Annotated in this window: 13 protein-coding genes; 1 reads left to right on the plus strand and 12 read right to left on the minus strand. The window is 49.2% G+C overall.

The genetic code is table 11. The features are described from left to right. Positions 1 to 104: 104 nt before the first annotated feature. A complete protein-coding gene (locus ACQKPA_RS07360) occupies positions 105 to 1,496 on the plus strand; it encodes an extracellular solute-binding protein (RefSeq protein WP_427490828.1) in 1,392 nt (463 codons plus the stop codon). 462 nt (positions 1,497 to 1,958) lie between these two features. On the opposite strand, the gene ACQKPA_RS07365 is transcribed toward ACQKPA_RS07360, so the two are convergent. The 12 genes from ACQKPA_RS07365 to ACQKPA_RS07420 all read right to left on the minus strand — a co-directional run bounded on the left by ACQKPA_RS07365 (position 1,959) and on the right by ACQKPA_RS07420 (position 16,086). Next, positions 1,959 to 2,849 (minus strand): carbohydrate ABC transporter permease, encoded by an 891-nt coding sequence (locus ACQKPA_RS07365; RefSeq protein WP_427490830.1) that lies wholly within the window; start codon positions 2,847 to 2,849, stop codon positions 1,959 to 1,961. Between the two features lie 14 nt (positions 2,850 to 2,863). Further along, entirely contained in the window at positions 2,864 to 3,772 is a 909-nt protein-coding gene (locus tag ACQKPA_RS07370) for an ABC transporter permease (RefSeq protein ID WP_427490832.1), read from the minus strand. 66 nt (positions 3,773 to 3,838) lie between these two features. Then, on the minus strand, positions 3,839 to 5,470 hold the full coding sequence (locus ACQKPA_RS07375; RefSeq protein WP_427490835.1) for an extracellular solute-binding protein: 1,632 nt from the start codon (positions 5,468 to 5,470) through the stop codon (positions 3,839 to 3,841). 203 nt (positions 5,471 to 5,673) lie between these two features. After that, a complete protein-coding gene (locus ACQKPA_RS07380) occupies positions 5,674 to 6,918 on the minus strand; it encodes a DegT/DnrJ/EryC1/StrS family aminotransferase (protein ID WP_427490837.1) in 1,245 nt (414 codons plus the stop codon). Positions 6,919 to 6,921: 3 nt separating this feature from the next. Beyond that, entirely contained in the window at positions 6,922 to 8,664 is a 1,743-nt protein-coding gene (locus ACQKPA_RS07385) for a hypothetical protein (RefSeq protein WP_427490839.1), read from the minus strand. A gap of 23 nt (positions 8,665 to 8,687) precedes the next feature. After that, positions 8,688 to 9,596 carry a Gfo/Idh/MocA family protein gene (locus ACQKPA_RS07390; protein ID WP_427490841.1) on the minus strand — a complete coding sequence of 303 codons (909 nt, stop codon included), beginning with the start codon at positions 9,594 to 9,596 and terminating at the stop codon, positions 8,688 to 8,690. Between the two features lie 290 nt (positions 9,597 to 9,886). Continuing rightward, positions 9,887 to 10,429 carry a GrpB family protein gene (locus ACQKPA_RS07395; protein ID WP_427490843.1) on the minus strand — a complete coding sequence of 181 codons (543 nt, stop codon included), beginning with the start codon at positions 10,427 to 10,429 and terminating at the stop codon, positions 9,887 to 9,889. A gap of 688 nt (positions 10,430 to 11,117) precedes the next feature. Further along, positions 11,118 to 12,242 (minus strand): GerAB/ArcD/ProY family transporter, encoded by a 1,125-nt coding sequence (locus ACQKPA_RS07400; RefSeq protein WP_427490845.1) that lies wholly within the window; start codon positions 12,240 to 12,242, stop codon positions 11,118 to 11,120. Positions 12,243 to 12,260: 18 nt separating this feature from the next. Next, the gene (locus tag ACQKPA_RS07405) at positions 12,261 to 12,500 is read right to left on the minus strand and encodes a hypothetical protein (RefSeq protein ID WP_427490849.1); all 240 of its coding nucleotides are present in this window, start codon (positions 12,498 to 12,500) and stop codon (positions 12,261 to 12,263) included. Positions 12,501 to 12,509: 9 nt separating this feature from the next. After that, positions 12,510 to 13,718, minus strand: a complete 1,209-nt coding sequence (locus tag ACQKPA_RS07410) for a Ger(x)C family spore germination protein (protein ID WP_427490851.1) — start codon at positions 13,716 to 13,718, stop codon at positions 12,510 to 12,512. 36 nt (positions 13,719 to 13,754) lie between these two features. Next, positions 13,755 to 15,350, minus strand: a complete 1,596-nt coding sequence (locus ACQKPA_RS07415) for a spore germination protein (RefSeq protein WP_427490853.1) — start codon at positions 15,348 to 15,350, stop codon at positions 13,755 to 13,757. Between the two features lie 205 nt (positions 15,351 to 15,555). After that, the gene (locus ACQKPA_RS07420; protein WP_427490855.1) at positions 15,556 to 16,086 is read right to left on the minus strand and encodes a DUF3189 family protein; all 531 of its coding nucleotides are present in this window, start codon (positions 16,084 to 16,086) and stop codon (positions 15,556 to 15,558) included. Positions 16,087 to 16,098: the final 12 nt, after the last annotated feature.

Raw genomic sequence — 16,098 nt, forward strand, 5'->3', positions numbered from 1 at the left:
TAATCGTGCCTCACGTTTCTTCAATTGTATCCAACTTGTATTTATTTTTGCGTTGTATTATAATACCAAGTAATTTGATGTATACAGGAGCCATGCATAAAACGATGAAAAGAGAGAATGAATTTCGTTATTCCAAGCTTGCCAACATTTTGCGGGAACAGATTCTTTCCGGTTATATCAAGCCCGGACATTTTCTCATGTCCGAGAACGATCTCTGCAAGCATTACGGCATAAGCCGTACCTCGGTCAGAAAGTCGCTGGATCAGCTGATGAAAGAAGGCCTCATTGTCAAGAAGGTTGGGCAAGGGACCATCGTCTCCCCCGATCTCGTCATTGAGCATTCCAAGAACAAAGTGCTGCGGATCTTCTGTACCTCGCCCTCTAATTTTTACGATCATTGCATGCCGATTATCATAGAGGAGTTCGAACGGGAAAATCCGAACGTTGAAGTAAAAACCTTAAGCTTCTCTTCCATTGAATTCTGGGATTCCGTTCAGGCCAGCATCGAGCTGGGACTGCAGCCGGATATCATTCTTACCACCGATCGCCACTTTAGCGACGCAAGTTCGATGATCGATTTCATAGATTTAAAGGAACATTTATCCGACAGTTTCGATATGCTGTATCCGCGGCTTCGTGCTCCTTTCCTCCGGGATAATGAGCTGAAGGCAGCGATCGCAACCTTTTCGACCTTATATTTGGCCTATAATCCGCAATTGTTTCAGAAGCATCGTGTACCCGAGCCCTCCGAATTATGGACGACGGAAGAGTTTCTTGAAACAGCCGGGCGCTTGACCATGGATACCAATGGAGACGGCATCGACGATCAGTTTGGGCTGACGCTATCCTCCTCTTTGAACCGCTGGCCCGTAATTGCTTTGCAGAACGGAGCTGATTTCAAGTCTGACAGCGGTAAGGAACCTCTGTTTCGGACGCTGAACTTCATTCACGATTTGTTATATAGGCGCCGGGTCGCAACACTGTCTCCGAGGCATGTTTTAAACTCCGAAGCTTTTGCGAGGGGAAAGGCTGCCATGATGATCACGACCTCCATCGAGATGGCGGGTTGGAAAAACAGCATGATTGATTTCGAATCGAGAATCGCTTCCCTTCCATTCGGCGAACGGATGGGCACGATGCTGATCGCCAATGCATTTATGATTCCTTCCGAGAGCCATGAAACGGAATCGGCCATTCGTTTTTTGCAGAAGGCATTGTCTCCGGACATGCAGGAGAAACTCGGCAAGAGCGCCGGGTTCATGTCTGCGCTTCGTCCGATTAACGAGAAGATCTGGGACGCTTCCTTGCTGCAGTCGTTGTACATCAACGACGACATTACGGAGAACAGCTATTTTCTGCATGAATTGTTCGGCGATTTCAGCGTGGTGGACGATCTGGAGAACGAGATGCAGCTGTACTGGGCCGGTTTGGAATCTGCGGATGAAGCGGCCGAGAGGCTCCACGCCATGATGGCTCAGCAACGGCAACCGATGTGAGTACGGTCATCCGTCCTGATGACGCTCACTTCTGCCGCATTTCATACTTGATCGAAAACTTCGATTAAGTTGTTGTGTTGTTTCGTCGCTACAACTTCTATCGGCTTAGCGTCAACCTTGGTCCGGAGATCCACCGGATTAAGGTTGTTTTTTCTTTTGCAATCGTTCTTCACAGCGGATCTTTCCCAAGTAAAGCAGCCAATTAAGAGGAATATGATCAACATGCAGCTGATCATTTTCTAATCCTGTAAAAGAGTGCCTAAGCTGCGCATCCGAAATAAAGGATCAGCCGGAGCTAATTACCGGCTGATCCTATCAGGTTCTATGTTTCTTCCTTCCGCAGGCAGCGCATACGATTACACCTCGCGAGGCGATATAGCACTCCAACAATTGATCCGGGCGCGATGTCGTACGTGAAGCCTTGGCCGAAATCACGGGCATTCACATAACAGCGAATCGATACTAACCCTTAATGGCTCCAAGAAGCATCCCTTTAATGAAGAATCGCTGCAGGAACGGATAGATTACCAATACCGGAATTATCGCGACGACCACCGTCGCCATCTTAATCGTCTCGGGAGGTAGCGTCTGCAGCAGCATCGGATTCGAGATGGCCAGCTCTTGGTTAATGTTCGGCGTTTGAATCATATTTCGCAGCACCACTTGAATCGGATACAGCTTTTTGTCGCTCAAATACATGATCCCGGCGAAATAAGCATTCCAATGGCCGACGCCGTAGAACAAGCCCAGCGTAGCCATAATCGGCGCCGACAGCGGCAGCACGATTCTGGCCAGCGTCTGCACGTCCCCGCAGCCGTCCACCTTCGCGGCTTCCTCCACCTCCGGCGGCAAATTTTCAAAATACGTTTTCATAATCAACATATTAAATGTGGATACAAGGCCAGGGATGATTAACGCCCACAACGTATTCATTAAACCGGTCGCTCTGACGACTAAATATAAGGGAATTAGCCCGCCGGAGAAAAGCATCGTAAACACGATCGCCATCAGAATCGCGTTTCTTCCCGGGATATGTTTCTTCGATAACGGATACGCCAAGAGGGTCGTAACCACCAGGTTTAGCAACGTGCCTAAGGCCGTCACGTAAATCGTTACCTTCAACGCTTGAGGGACGGTACGGCTGGAGAAAATCGCTTCGAACGCTTCCAGCGTAAACGTCGACGGCAAGAGAACGAAGCCCCCGTTGCGCAGCACCTCCGAATAAGGTGTTACAGACATAATAAATACGTAATAAAGCGGAAACAACGTGATCAATCCAAATAGCGTCAGCACCGAATAAATGACGGCATCCGCAATCCGATCGGACGTTGTATGATTCCGTATGCGGGACATAGTCGATCAACCTCCTACCAGATTCCGGATCCGCCGAATTTTTTGGCAAGCTTGTTTGCGCCGATGACAAGGATGAAGCCGATAACCGACTTAAACAAATTCATCGCAATCGCTATGCTGAATTCCAGCTGTTCAAGACCGCGGCGGAACACCCAAGTATCAATAATGTCGCCCACCTCGTATACGCGCGCATTCAAGAAGATAAATACCTGATCGAAACCTGCGTCCAGGATGGTTCCGATCTTCAGGATCAAGAGCAGGATAAACACATCCCGAATGCCTGGAAGGGTCACATGCCAGAGCTGACGCCACCGTCCAGCCCCGTCCACGACGGCCGCATCATAAAGCTCCTGATTGATGGTTGCCAATGCGGCGAGGTAGATGATGGCGCCGAAGCCCGTATTTTTCCATATATCCGTAGAAACCAGGATCGACCGGAATGTATCATTATTCGCCAAGAAATTAATCGGCTCGCCTCCGAGCTCCCGGATGAAATAGTTCACGATCCCGGAATCCTGGGAGAGGAAGGCGAAGGCAAGACCATAAACGATAACCCAGGATAAGAAATACGGCCCGTAGGTTAAGGTCTGTATAACCCGCTTGAACCACATCTTCCGAACTTCGTTCAGCATCAAGGCAAGCAGCACGTCCGGCAGCATGTTGAAGACGATTCGGTATACGCTGAGCACGACCGTGTTGCGCATGATTTCGTAAAAGTACGGCGAACCGAAGATCGTCTGAAAATGTTTGAATCCGACCCATTCGCTCCCCCATATTCCCTTGGACAGATTGTAATCTTTAAATGCGATAATCAGTCCGCCCATGGGGACGTAGTGATAGATGAGATAATAGAGTAACCCCGGGAGCATCATCAAATAAAACCACCGGTACCGGAACAATGCTTTTCCCAGCCTGGTTTCCACCCGCTTTCCCCTCCCCGCTGCAAAAACTGCAAATATAGAGGGGGTTATCCCCCCTCATTGGAAGCTTTACTGAATGACGCCGGCAGCCTTGATTTGCTCGGTGTACGTGTCGATCATCGATTGTCCTCCGTACTCGCTCATAAGCTCTTCGTGATATTTCGGCCAATTCGACGCATCCGGTTCATCGAATAATATCTGAACCTGCAGTTCCTTCATTTTTTTGCGGAAGTCGGCTAAGTTAAACCCCGGCGGGGGAGCGACGTTCGTTCCGATCGAAGGTTGCAGCTTATAGGATTGAATCGTTGCGATAATTTCGCGGTCCCGTTCCGTCATACGCTCGTCGACCACCTCCAAGCCAAGTACATCATTTTCCGGATTGTTCGAGTAGAAGAATCGATAGATCAATTGGAAGTTCCCCTGCTCAACGACATCCTTCTGCAGCGCATCCACATTCGCCTGATTGACGGTAATCGTGCTGCCGCTTCGCGTGTAATGCGTTCCTTCCAGTCCGTAGTTTATAAGCAGGAAGCCTTCCTCGCTGGACATCCAGTCGATAATTTGAGCCATGCGCTCCAATTTTTCCGGGCTTTCCTCCGCTGTCTTCCTCGCAAACATGAACGGCGATTCCGGCAGGTTGTGTGTCCACGTGCCGGAATCCGCAAACGGATGGAACGGCATCCAGTTCGCTTTCGGATTAACCGCCTTCGACTTGTTCTGAATGCTGACCGGATTGCTGTCGAACGCAAACGTCATGTTACCGCCGACGATGATGCCGGCCTTGCCGCCGACCGCTTTGTCTTCATGCTCCGTGCCTTTCAACAGGAACCAGTCCGGATCGACCGTACCCTCGGCCATCATATCTTTAATCCCTTGAATGACGTGCTGGACCGCCAAGTCGCTTTGCACATCGACGAGTTGATTGTCACGGATCATGAACGCGCCGATGAGGCCGTTCTGAATCCAGTGCGGGAAGTCGAAGGAGAGCGTATTGCCGTTTCCGGCCGCCGTTAAGCCGTACGTATCGTTCTTCCCGTTTTGGTCCGGATCGTCGAACGTAAATGCGCGAATCACTTCCATCGTCTCTTCGAAGTTTGTTGGCATTGACAAGCCGAGATGATCCAGCCAATCCTGTCGGATATAGTAGGAACGGTAAACGTTGCGCGGGAAGATAAGCGGAGCTCGTTCGAATTTTCCTTCTACTGCGTAGCGCTGCAGCTCCACTTCGCTAATCCATTTAAAGTAATTGGGCATCTTCTCCGGGGTCACATAGGGAGTCATATCGGCGGTAACGCCGTCGAGGATATATTTCTGGGAGTTGGCTCCGGTTGATACAAACAGGTCCGGAGCCTCGCCGGATGCAATCAGAAGATTCAGCTTATTGTCATAGTCAGGGCCGCTCGGGGCATTCTCTATGGTCAGATCGACATCGAATTTCTCTTCAATCGCCTTGCCGATAAAATCGACATCCCCTTCAGGCAGGACGGCATCCGCGGAGGATGGGATAAACCATTTCAATGCCAATCGTTCCCCCGACGATTTCGGATCGGATGCCGGCGGGGTTTCTTGCTTCGCGCCTGTATCCGTACCGCCGGCCGACTTATTGCCGGTAGTGCCGGAGCTTGAAGTACAGCCGCTGATAACAAGCGAGGATGCAAGGACAAGTGAGAGGAGAAGCTTTAATCTTGCAATTTTCATCATGGAAGACCTCCCGAAATTGATTTTTACTTTTCCATAACGACCGACACCCTTGCTTCCGTTCATTCTTAAACTCCAATGATGGGAGACACCCCTCCTCTCACCTTTTTATGTAAAGTAAATTCACACTCCACAATATATAATATGTATCATACCTGTATTATAATGTGGAGCTTTCCGGGACGTCAACTCCGTTTTACTTCATGTCAGCGTTTTCTTTCTGTCTGATAATAAAATGCCACCTTGCGGACTGCAGCAACCATATCATCAATGTCTTCTTTAGTGTAATGTTCGTTAACATTCAATCTGACAGCAGTACGTAATATGAGTTCGGCATTCGGGCACAGTCCTTTTTCATACGTGATCCCGTTCAGGTCGAAAGGAAAGCTGCTGTTCGGATAAGCGCTCCAACGCTGGAACATAGGCTGCATATATACCACTTCCGGAATGTATCCAGCGCTGTTCGGGATCCCTTCGGCTGCAAGCGCTTTCGAAAATTCCGACCGACTGCAGCCAAGCTCTTCTTCATCAACGCGCAGCATATAGAACCAGTACGTCCCTGTATTTCCTTCCTCCACCCGATGCGCGGCGATGCCCGGCACGCCCTCCAACCCTGCTGTCATTTGATTACCGTAAGCGGTTCGCCGCTCACAGATCCACGGCAGTTTCTTCAACTGGGCAATGCCGACCGCTCCTTGAAGCTCCGTCATCCGGTAATTTGGAGCCAACGTCTGCAAGTCGCGTATCACGCTACTGCCGAAGCGGCGGTAGTTTTTGCCCGCAAATGCATGCACGTTGTAGTAATCGTCCTCTCTTCCTGAATTGATTGTCACGATGCCTCCGTCTCCAGTGGAGATATGCTTGAAATCATTCGTGCTGAAGCAGCCGTAATCACCGATCGTGCCGACCAGCCGCCCCTTATATTTAGTCAAATAGCTTTGAGCGCAATCCTCAATCACGATCAGGTGATGTTTCCTTGCGATATCCATGATGGGGTCCATATCGCAAACATTTCCGGCCAGGTGCACGACAACGATCGCCTTCGTTCTGCTTGTGACGCGGGATTCCACGGAGACGGGATCGAGGTTATAGGTATGCGGATCAAGATCCGCGAACACCGGTATCGCGTTCTGGTACAAGATTCCGACCAGCGTCCCTTGATCCGTAATCGGACTCGTAATGACTTCATCGCCGACCGTGATTCCTGCTGCGCCCAAGGCGACATGGATCGCCGCCGTTCCCAAAGAAGCGGCTACGCTGTATGTCACTCCGTATAACGCATTGAAGTCGGTCAGAAACTGCTTCACCTTGCCGCCGAAATGATAGAACAGCGTATCCTGCTCGAGCGCCTCCATCAACTGCTTCGCTTCCTCGAAGCCAAAACGCCGGCCGGTGTGAAACGGCGTTTCCTTCGTCTTCGGTCCCCCATGAAGTGCAAGCTTATGGTTCATAACTCATACCTCCTTGGTGAGTACTTGACGTCTGCCATTTAGAACTACTTTTCTGCAAGGGATACCGTAGCGCATTTCAGCATTGACATCGGCGTTGGCGTCAGTGCCCTTCAGTTCCGGTAACGGGATATATACAACTACGTCAAGCAAATCTTCGGCTCCTTCGGTGTTGATTTGCCCGTCCGGCCCGATTCCGGTAAAACGCACGTTTCTTCGCGCCCGCTCCCAATCGTTAATTTGCTTGGAAGTCCAAAATGCAAAACCCATTTTCCTCGCTTCTGCGACAACTTTCCTCAGTGCTTCGGTAACAAGGGGCTGCTGATGAATATGAACCTGATGGAACAAGAAGTGCGCAACGCCTTCCACGCGTTTCACCTGCTCCAGCAGTGGAATGATCACACTCGAATCCGCCAGATTCATATGATCCAGATCCTGTGTCAGCAAGCTGATTTCCAGTACGTTATACGACCGGTTGCCTTCGTCAAACCAGGCGGCCGGGAAATACGGGTGGCATGTTCCGAACAAAAAGCCGATATTCCCTTTCTTGCTCGGTCCTCTGGTCTGCTCGGCTTGAATCCCGTTCTTCTCGCACCATGCGAACAGCTCTCCCCAGCCCTCGAAACGGGTATAATGATTCTTGTTGGAAACGACCTCTTCAAGTAAAGTCGCCTCCTTCAACCATCGGAACTGGCGGTCGAATTCGGCTTCATCCCATTTCCCGTTTTGGGTATCAAGCGCGTTGTAATGAAATGCCAGCTCATGTCCTTCCCGCTTTACCCGCTCATAAATATGCGGGCTGTACCCGGGCTCGATCATGCACCAGGTCGATTGGATGCCGCATTCCTTCAGCACGTCCAGCGTCGTCTCGGCTGTCTCGTCGATATTCAGATCGCTGTCGTGGGATATCATCGCAACGGCAGGCACGCCCTCCGGCCAATATCCGATGAAGGGAACGGTACAGCCTTTGTCGGTCGCGCACTTCAGCAGATGACCGATCATTTGCTCCTTCCATAAATCCGCATAAGGATGCGCGAAGTATGGAGCCCCCGTTTCCGTGCGAAGCCGGTCGAGCTCCCAATCCATGCCGCTACGGTCATCGGCTTTCAGAATCCACTCATCCACCGCGCCGGTACCGTCTTTAGCGGGAGTGCCGTCATCCAAAACAGGCCCGGTTCCTTGCTGGAATAGGACAATCGTCTTCGGAATATTGACGGACCAGCGGTAAATCACACCCTTGCCTACAACGAATTCAAGCAGCGCCGCCCCTGCTTGTTCGCCGGTCGGCCGCTCCTTGAAGATTGATCCCGTTGGGACCGCAGGATACGCTTTCGGTACCGGCTGTTCCCAAGGCGACGCAGATAAGAAACGGAGCGGTTGACGGCTCACCTCTGCTTCGTTGTGTGCCAAAGCCGCATACCCGACCGAAAGCTCCGGCTGCTTGTAGCATCCCAGCCTTGAAGCCAGTGCGCCGATTCCGGCGTACGAGATGACGGTGCCGCCATGCTCCGCATATGACCAAATCTCTTCCGCCGTAGCCTGATTCTCTTCCGTAAAGGCAACGATAAGGATATCCGGGAGCTCCACTCCTTCTGCATTCAGCGACTCCGCCCCGTCGATCCATTCGAACGGTATCCCCGCGTGTGTCAGAATCTCGCCGACGAATGTTTCAAACACATTGATTCCGTAACGGTGATGTCTCTTGACTGCTTGTTGATCCAGCAATACGCCGATCCGCGCCATTTTCATCAGTTAATCTCACCTTTCCCTTGTTAAAGATGTACGGTTATGCCAGCTGCTCTGCTCTCATTCGCTGCTTCGATAAACCGTATGATCTCTAATGTTTCCTCTAGGTCAATCGGAGCTTCCCCGGTTCGGAACATCCCCATAATCCCCTCCAGCATGCTGGCGTAATACGGCTTCGGATGAGCGTGTACGTCCACCGCTCTCGTTCCGCTTGCTCGGTGGATAAGCGCACCGAATTGATTGTTCCCCCGGCGGTTGCCCCGGATTGTTCCAATCCGTCCATCTTTCCAAAGTCCCGTGACGAATTCGTGGTCATCCGTTGCTGCCGCAGTCACTTGAATACAACCCTTGCCCATACCGGCGAATAGCATTTCGGCTGTATGGATGCCGTACCAGAACAACCCCGGCTGAGTCGGCTGTAGCGCTGTCGGGCCGTAACAATCCATTCCGATAATCGATTGCGTTCCACCATCGTTCAACACAGTTATAAGCCCTTCCGCATAACGAAGCGCGGAGCAGCTCATAATCGGCACCCGGTACCGGCGGGCAGTCTCCGCGATGGCAAGCGCGTCCTTAGAAGCAACTGCAAACGGCTTGTCGATAAAGACGGGTTTCCCATAGGGTGCGATTCTCTCGAACTGCTCCATGTGAACACGACCGTCAACGGACTCCAACAGAAGAACATCGCAATCTTCGGCCACATTCTCCATGGAATCCATGATCCGGACGCCGTATGTACCCGACAAGGTGTCCGTATAGCCTTGCACTCTGGAATAGCTTAACTCGAAATCGGGGGACCCTCCGGGATAAGCCGCTATAACCTTCCCGCCCGGAACATGGTAAGGGTGGTCTGGCCGGTTCAACAGCTCGGTAAATGCCGTCACATGCGAGGTATCCAGTCCGATCATTCCGATCTTTAACGACTTGCGATCCATGACTATCCTCCTAAAGAAGGTACTTGTTATATACCTGTATCTATTTTAATACGATACTTTCTTTTCTCAGCTCTGTCAATTGTTTTTGGATGCCATTCGTGAAAATCGCGGACTGGCAAGGCAAGACTGAACTCAACAAAAAAGATTCCTTGCCGGACTACGGCAGGAATCTATTCTACATAGAGTCACGGATGGAAGAGTTTGGATCTCGTCGACGTTTCAAACCCGTATGACCAATGGAACTTCGAAGTGATGAGCGCACGAATTCAAGTCTAAGGCTGCATGAAGTTCTAGTCCTCCCATACATTTTGCAGCGGAAGGCCCAGCTCCCTTCTTGCCGCATCCACAATCATCTGAATAAAATCGGTCTTCTCCCTTGTGTAAGCTTCCATGGAGATTGCGTTCCGGGCAGCCCGTCTTTTTACTTCGCCGTACTGTTCCACAAGCTCCGGATGGCTGCGTAAATAATCTCGAAGCAGAATTTCATTTCTCGTATGGAAATGTTCGTTATACGGCATCAGGTGGATATTGTGCGTCCATCTTCCACTCGTACTTTTGGCGTATAAATATCTTTCTCGCATCCCGGTTTGAACATAGGTATAGCTAACGGGATCAAGCCGTGAACCGTAATAGGCGATCGGCTGCAGCAGCGTCAAGCCGACAAAGATGTCGATCACCGGCTTGGCCGCCTGTCCGGGAATCGCCGTACTTCCCACATGTTCGACTGCTATGGCTTCGGTTCCAAGTCTCGAAATCAGTGCTTCTTTTTCTGCTTCAAAAGCTTCAGGCCACCGTGGATCATATTCTACAATGGCGATGGTATCCTCCATCATGCTCACCTCACTTTACTCATATTAACCTCCGTGTTTTATGAAATGATGTAGATAATATTATATATAAAATAGACCCTGATTAGGATCGAGGCCACTGAAGAACTCGTAGTTTTACGGAGCCGTTAAAAACATGAAGCAAAAGACGACCTTCATTTCCAGTAATAGGGAATGAAGGTGTTTCGGTATCACCAAGTTATAAAGTTCCAGATAAGGGCTTAAAGTCATCGATTGTTGTTTTTGAATCATCACGTTCACCTACTTGATTTAATACCTTAATTATACAGAGAAAAGACACAATCTCCTCAATAAAATTTGAGGAGATTGTGCCTTTTTCAGTTAAGGACTTTTTCAGTGGCCTGACTAGGATCAACATCTATTTTTCATTCATCTCAGGATCGTTAAGTTTACATAATATTCATTACATAACTCAATGTTATTTCGTACTTTGAATTGCAGTTTACATCATCATAAAACAGCCCTACCATAGAACAAGTTCTAGGATAGGGCTGTTCACAAAGGCATAAAGGACGATAGCCGTCCTTTAATGCGGCCTGAGTGACTTCAAGGATGCGAACCTCAATAATCCGACTTTTGCAGAGGCTGCGCAGCAATTTCCTGCATTCGGCAAGTCGTGCCGTAAATCTTAAGATTATCTTTATACGCTTGCGGGGATAGTCCCGGAATTAATTCAGACCGAACCCGAGGGCTTTTTTGTTTTTTTGGACCGCATTTTCCGCAGCCTGTGCATGCAGAGCAATAGCAATGGCAGTATAAGCCCGATTGTAATCGTATATGGAGTCCAAATCTTTGTGTCCCATACCATCTTGTATGGAATATTGGGATAAATGAAGACGGAAACCGCGGCCAAAATCCAGCCTATCGGCATAACCAGAGGCTGATAATTTTTAATATTAAAAATCTGGCTTACGCCGATCGCAACCGCGTAAAAATATAAGGAAATACGGAAAAACAAAGTGATAAACCACATCACCGCCATGACCGCTTCAATACGTTGAAGGAAATTGCCGATATTGATTTTCCTTGCGAGCATGTAACTGGGATACATATTTCTTGCCGTAATGTCCGGACCCAAGACCAAAATCGCCAATCCAATGATCATAAAAAGTACGACCGCGCCGAATAGGCTTCCGATATATACGGCTTTGTATGCCTCCGCCGGACGATTGACGGCCCCAGGGTAGACAATGATCAACACGATATGCGGTAGAAAAGCAATGCTAACAAAAGAAACCGCGGCCGGGAAGATGGGGTTGATCCCCGATTCGAAAATGGGCATTGCATTCTCCCATTTAATCTCCGACAATAGTAAAACGCTCATGGACAGAAACAGAAGAAGAAACCATGGAAAGAGCATCTCCGCTGAACGAGCCAGCACCTCAAGCCCCAAGCGTACCCCCAGCACACCCAGGGCTCCGAAGAGGTAAACAATCGCCTGTATCGGGGTTTCCGGCAGCATCTGGATGGTCATGAAGATGCCAATTTCGTGTAACACCGTAGCGGGACCGCCTAGGAACAACGTCAGTAATAACAGAACATTTAGCGTTTTGCCAATCCATTTTCCTAAAAGCTTCTCGGATAATTGCATCAAATTCATTTCCGGATACTTTTTGGACAATTGCAACTGCACCGTCAAGATGATGAATCCGAGACCGATCCCAACCAAAGAAGCAATCCAAGCATCTTGCTTAGCAATGGAAGCCATACTCGAAGGAACGATAAGAATAGCGCTTCCGATCGTATACATAGCGGTTAGAATACTGACCTGGCGCAATGAAATTTTTACTACGGGCATCCCTTCCCGCTCCTTTTCTTATTGGATCAAACCGATGGCAGAGAGCCAATCACTGAACGGCTTGAAGACGATCGTTATCAAACCCAAAGGGGTCGGGATATCGTCCATGACCGTTTGGGCCACGCTAATTCCAATGCCTATGATCAGGAATGCCGCGAACCCCCAGATCTCCCTGTATTCTTTTTCCTGCAGCATCCTCGGCAGCTCCAGCCAAGTAATGATCATGGCTGAAACTGCAATCATCGCGATATTCAGCATAAATTCGCCTCATTCTTTAAGATCATTTAGAAAAGAATCGTTAGTTGTACCGATTCGCCGGATTTTGTATTTCACCTCGACATGGGTCTCGAGGTTCGGAAAATACCGGTCATTCCACTCTTCCTTCATCCCTTTCCATGCCTTCGGATGCGAACGGCGAACAGCTTCCCCGAAGCCGAATATGTCAACTTTATGCTCGGTTTGCACTTTATCGATAACAGACTCCAAGTTTTTGGTTATTTTTTCTTCCATTTCGACCTCGAGATCTCTCAAAGTCGCCGGTTGGGACAAATCCAAGCCGCTGCACTCCACAGAGCCAATATTTCCCTCCATATTAATCTTGATATCCATTACTGGACGATATTGGATGATTCTTCCATTTAACTTGGCATCGGTCCTCAGCGTCTCCACGATAACCTTTCCATCGTTCCTCCGGCAGGGAACAAAGTCTACGGAGCTTTTAACCTTCCCGCTTATGAGTCGATAACCTCTGCTATCCTTCTCGTTTAACCAGCCAATCAGCTTGTCCATTTTGAAAACGGCAAGCCCCGAATATTTCAATTGGCTTGGCGTATTAATATTTTCTACGTTTTTCTTCGTTTTTCCGATATCCCGATTCCCTGTTATCACCAGTCCAGTAAGCACGGGGTCTTTTCCGCTGCTGGTGATGTCGCTTATCAATTCATCCAGCGTTACAGCCATGCTGGGTGACCATGCCTTCTCGGAGTTTTGCAGGGATTCGTAAAGTTTATTGGCAGGGATCGTCTCCATAGGCGTCATGATTTTCAAGGTTTCCTCCGCCGTTGCTCCTTTGGTAACAACCAGGTAGAAATCGGTTCTGAATTCATGATCCCTCGACAGCAGGTCCAGAACTTTGGCTATCCCTTCCCTTGCCATCGCCTCATCCATCAGAAACATCCGTAGATGGGAAAAATAAATTTTTCGCGGGCTAACCTGGGTCATTCTCCGCGCCGCTTCAAATATGGTGTCGCCTTCAGCCGTATACAATGCAGCTGGCGCTTGGGGACCTCCGCTTCTTCTGGCGGTGAGCTGCCCGGGTATGGCGACTTGGACCGACAAACGGTAGCGGCCGTCCACCCAGTCAACCCCTGCTGCTACCGCGATGGCCAGGTCATTCAATTCTCTGCGGTTCCAGCAGCCGCTTAGAAGAAGAGTAATGACGATATGTAGGAGAAGCAACGCCAATATCCGTTTCATCCAGTTTCACTCGCTTTCCCGCTGGTATGCAATGTTCTATTCCCGCGATTTTTGGGGAGGTTTGCTTTTGCTGCGCTTTACGTTATTCTGATTTATCAATCGGGGACGATTCAACATCATCCAATGCGGCAGCCGCAATATCGTATCTTTTTGCCCATCCGGAATTAACGGTGCGAAAGGCGACATATACGGGACTCCGAACGAGCGGAGGCTGCACAAATGGAGAATAAGAGCGATGATCCCGACTAAGATGCCGAACAGGCCAAAGGATCCGGCAAGGGCCATTAACGGAAATCGGAGCATCCGAAAAGCAATGGACATATTAAACGATGGAACGACAAAACTGGAAATGGCCGTTATGGCAACCACAATGACCATGGCTGGAGAGATTATTCCCGCTTCCACGGCGGCTTGCCCAATGACCAATGTTCCTACGATGGAAATAGCGTATCCGATATTTTTGGGAAGCCGCACGCCTGCTTCCCGCAGAATCTCGAAGGTGACCTCCATGAGGACGGCCTCGACGAAAGCGGGAAACGGGATTTGCTCACGCTGTCCAGCCAGCCCGAACAGGAGCCGGGTCGGTAGCATTTCGTGATGAAAGGTGGTTATGGCGATATAGAGGGAAGGCCCAAGCAACGAAATGAATATGCTCAGGTAGCGCAGCACGCGCAGGAATGAACTGATATCCGAGCGCTGATAGTAATCTTCCGCCGCATGCAAGAAAGAAACAAATAGGGCAGGAACGATCAGAACAAATGGGGTGCCATCCACGATAATAGCGATTTTTCCTTCAAGCAGCTCCGCCGCAACAACATCGGGACGTTCGGTATTATAAATCGTGGGAAATGGAGTCAAGGTCTTATCCTGCACCAATTCCTCGATATATCCGCTCTCCAAGATGCTGTCCACATCGATTCGATCAAGCCGAGTCCGGACTTCCTCGACGATTTTTTCGTTTGCAATGCCATCGATGTACATCATGGCGACGTCCGTTTGCGTAATTCTGCCGATCTGCTTCGTTTCCATCCACAGATGCGGATCCTTGATCTTTCGACGAATCAAAGCCGTATTCGTTCGCAGCGACTCCGTAAAGGATTCGCGCGGACCGCGGACGACATTTTCCGCCGACGTTTCCATGACTCCGCGGTCCTTCCATCCACGTGTACCTGCTGCGATGCCTCGATCCAATCCATCTACCAGAAAAATGGTGTCCCCCGACAGTAAGGAATGGAACAACTTTTTATAATCGTAAATGGACTGAATCTCATTATTGATAAAGGAAATGTTTTCTAATATCTTTTGCCCATCGAAAGGCTTCGGATGTTCCTTCTCTTCCCTCACCAGGGATTTAGCAGTGTCAGCTACGACCATCATAATGGATTCCGTAATGATCTTTTGGTCGGCCAAGCCGTCTGTATAGAGGATAGCGATATAGTGTTTCTCCTCTTCATCCAGCGGAATTTCCCTGATCACGATATCGGTACTGTTACCGAGGGCTGCTCTAATATGGTTCAGATTGCTTTTTATATCCGGGCTTAAAGCATCGGGATCTTTTGTCGATGTGTTAGCCGGTGGGGTATCTTTGGTGTTGTTTTTGATGGTATGGCCGGTTCTTCTTCGATACCGCATGGGAACATCCTTCCTCTCACAGATGCTATTCCCCCATTATTACCGAAGAAAACCAGCCGTAAACTTACAGGCGAATATTGCTGTGTACCTTGCGGACCAAGGGAAATTCCTTCTTTCTAACGGACGGATAATCTGTATAAGAAAGAAGACAATCCTATCTCTTCAGGAATGTCTTCTTATGATCTACGTGTTTCTCGTCATTACTTTAATCTCCATAAAGCTGTGCGGAATAATGTTTGTTCTCCATAACGATAACGGACTCAGTTCCAGACCTCGCGGCTGCGGTTTGTTTGGTATGTAGAACCAGCTCAAGGATGCTGCTGCAGCACTGCTTCGCGCCTGCGATTAATAATGGATCGCCTATAAAACTCAATTTTAATCTTTTAGTTAAAAATCCCCCAATCGTCATGACCAATGGAACGGTAGGCGAAGTGTTGGAATACACAATCGGCTCTGCGTTCTGATATTTGTCTTGAAGGATCAGACTCAAATTTTTTAAAGCTGGAATGACAACCTTGGATGAGCCCCGTCCAATTGTGTACACCGGATTCCCATTCTCATCCAGACCGTGAAAAACAAGTTTGCCCATGTCGGAAGTATTGAGTTTATTGAAATAGTCAACCGCCAGAATCTCTTCTGTTGTAAGCTGCCGATTCGTGGGTAATTTATTTAGATGGTACGCTGCTGCCAGTGAGGTTGTGTGCGTTCCACCGTAATCATTATAAATAAATATCATTTCATATACCCT

The organism is Paenibacillus sp. NPDC093718 (genome assembly GCF_050279985.1).
Lineage (GTDB): Bacteria > Bacillota > Bacilli > Paenibacillales > Paenibacillaceae > Paenibacillus_AQ.

Bases quoted from the DNA above. Each gene is read 5' to 3' on its own strand.
- ACQKPA_RS07360 (WP_427490828.1), top strand. From the start codon at position 105: ATGAAAAGAGAGAATGAATTTCGTTATTCCAAGCTTGCCAACATTTTG.
- ACQKPA_RS07380 (WP_427490837.1), bottom strand. From the start codon at position 6,918: ATGAACCATAAGCTTGCACTTCATGGGGGACCGAAGACGAAGGAAACG.
- ACQKPA_RS07410 (WP_427490851.1), bottom strand. From the start codon at position 13,718: ATGAAACGGATATTGGCGTTGCTTCTCCTACATATCGTCATTACTCTT.
- ACQKPA_RS07390 (WP_427490841.1), bottom strand. From the start codon at position 9,596: ATGGATCGCAAGTCGTTAAAGATCGGAATGATCGGACTGGATACCTCG.
- ACQKPA_RS07395 (WP_427490843.1), bottom strand. From the start codon at position 10,429: ATGATGGAGGATACCATCGCCATTGTAGAATATGATCCACGGTGGCCT.
- ACQKPA_RS07420 (WP_427490855.1), bottom strand. From the start codon at position 16,086: ATGATATTTATTTATAATGATTACGGTGGAACGCACACAACCTCACTG.
- ACQKPA_RS07405 (WP_427490849.1), bottom strand. From the start codon at position 12,500: ATGCTGAATATCGCGATGATTGCAGTTTCAGCCATGATCATTACTTGG.
- ACQKPA_RS07415 (WP_427490853.1), bottom strand. From the start codon at position 15,350: ATGCGGTATCGAAGAAGAACCGGCCATACCATCAAAAACAACACCAAA.
- ACQKPA_RS07365 (WP_427490830.1), bottom strand. From the start codon at position 2,849: ATGTCCCGCATACGGAATCATACAACGTCCGATCGGATTGCGGATGCC.
- ACQKPA_RS07375 (WP_427490835.1), bottom strand. From the start codon at position 5,470: ATGATGAAAATTGCAAGATTAAAGCTTCTCCTCTCACTTGTCCTTGCA.
- ACQKPA_RS07385 (WP_427490839.1), bottom strand. From the start codon at position 8,664: ATGAAAATGGCGCGGATCGGCGTATTGCTGGATCAACAAGCAGTCAAG.
- ACQKPA_RS07400 (WP_427490845.1), bottom strand. From the start codon at position 12,242: ATGCCCGTAGTAAAAATTTCATTGCGCCAGGTCAGTATTCTAACCGCT.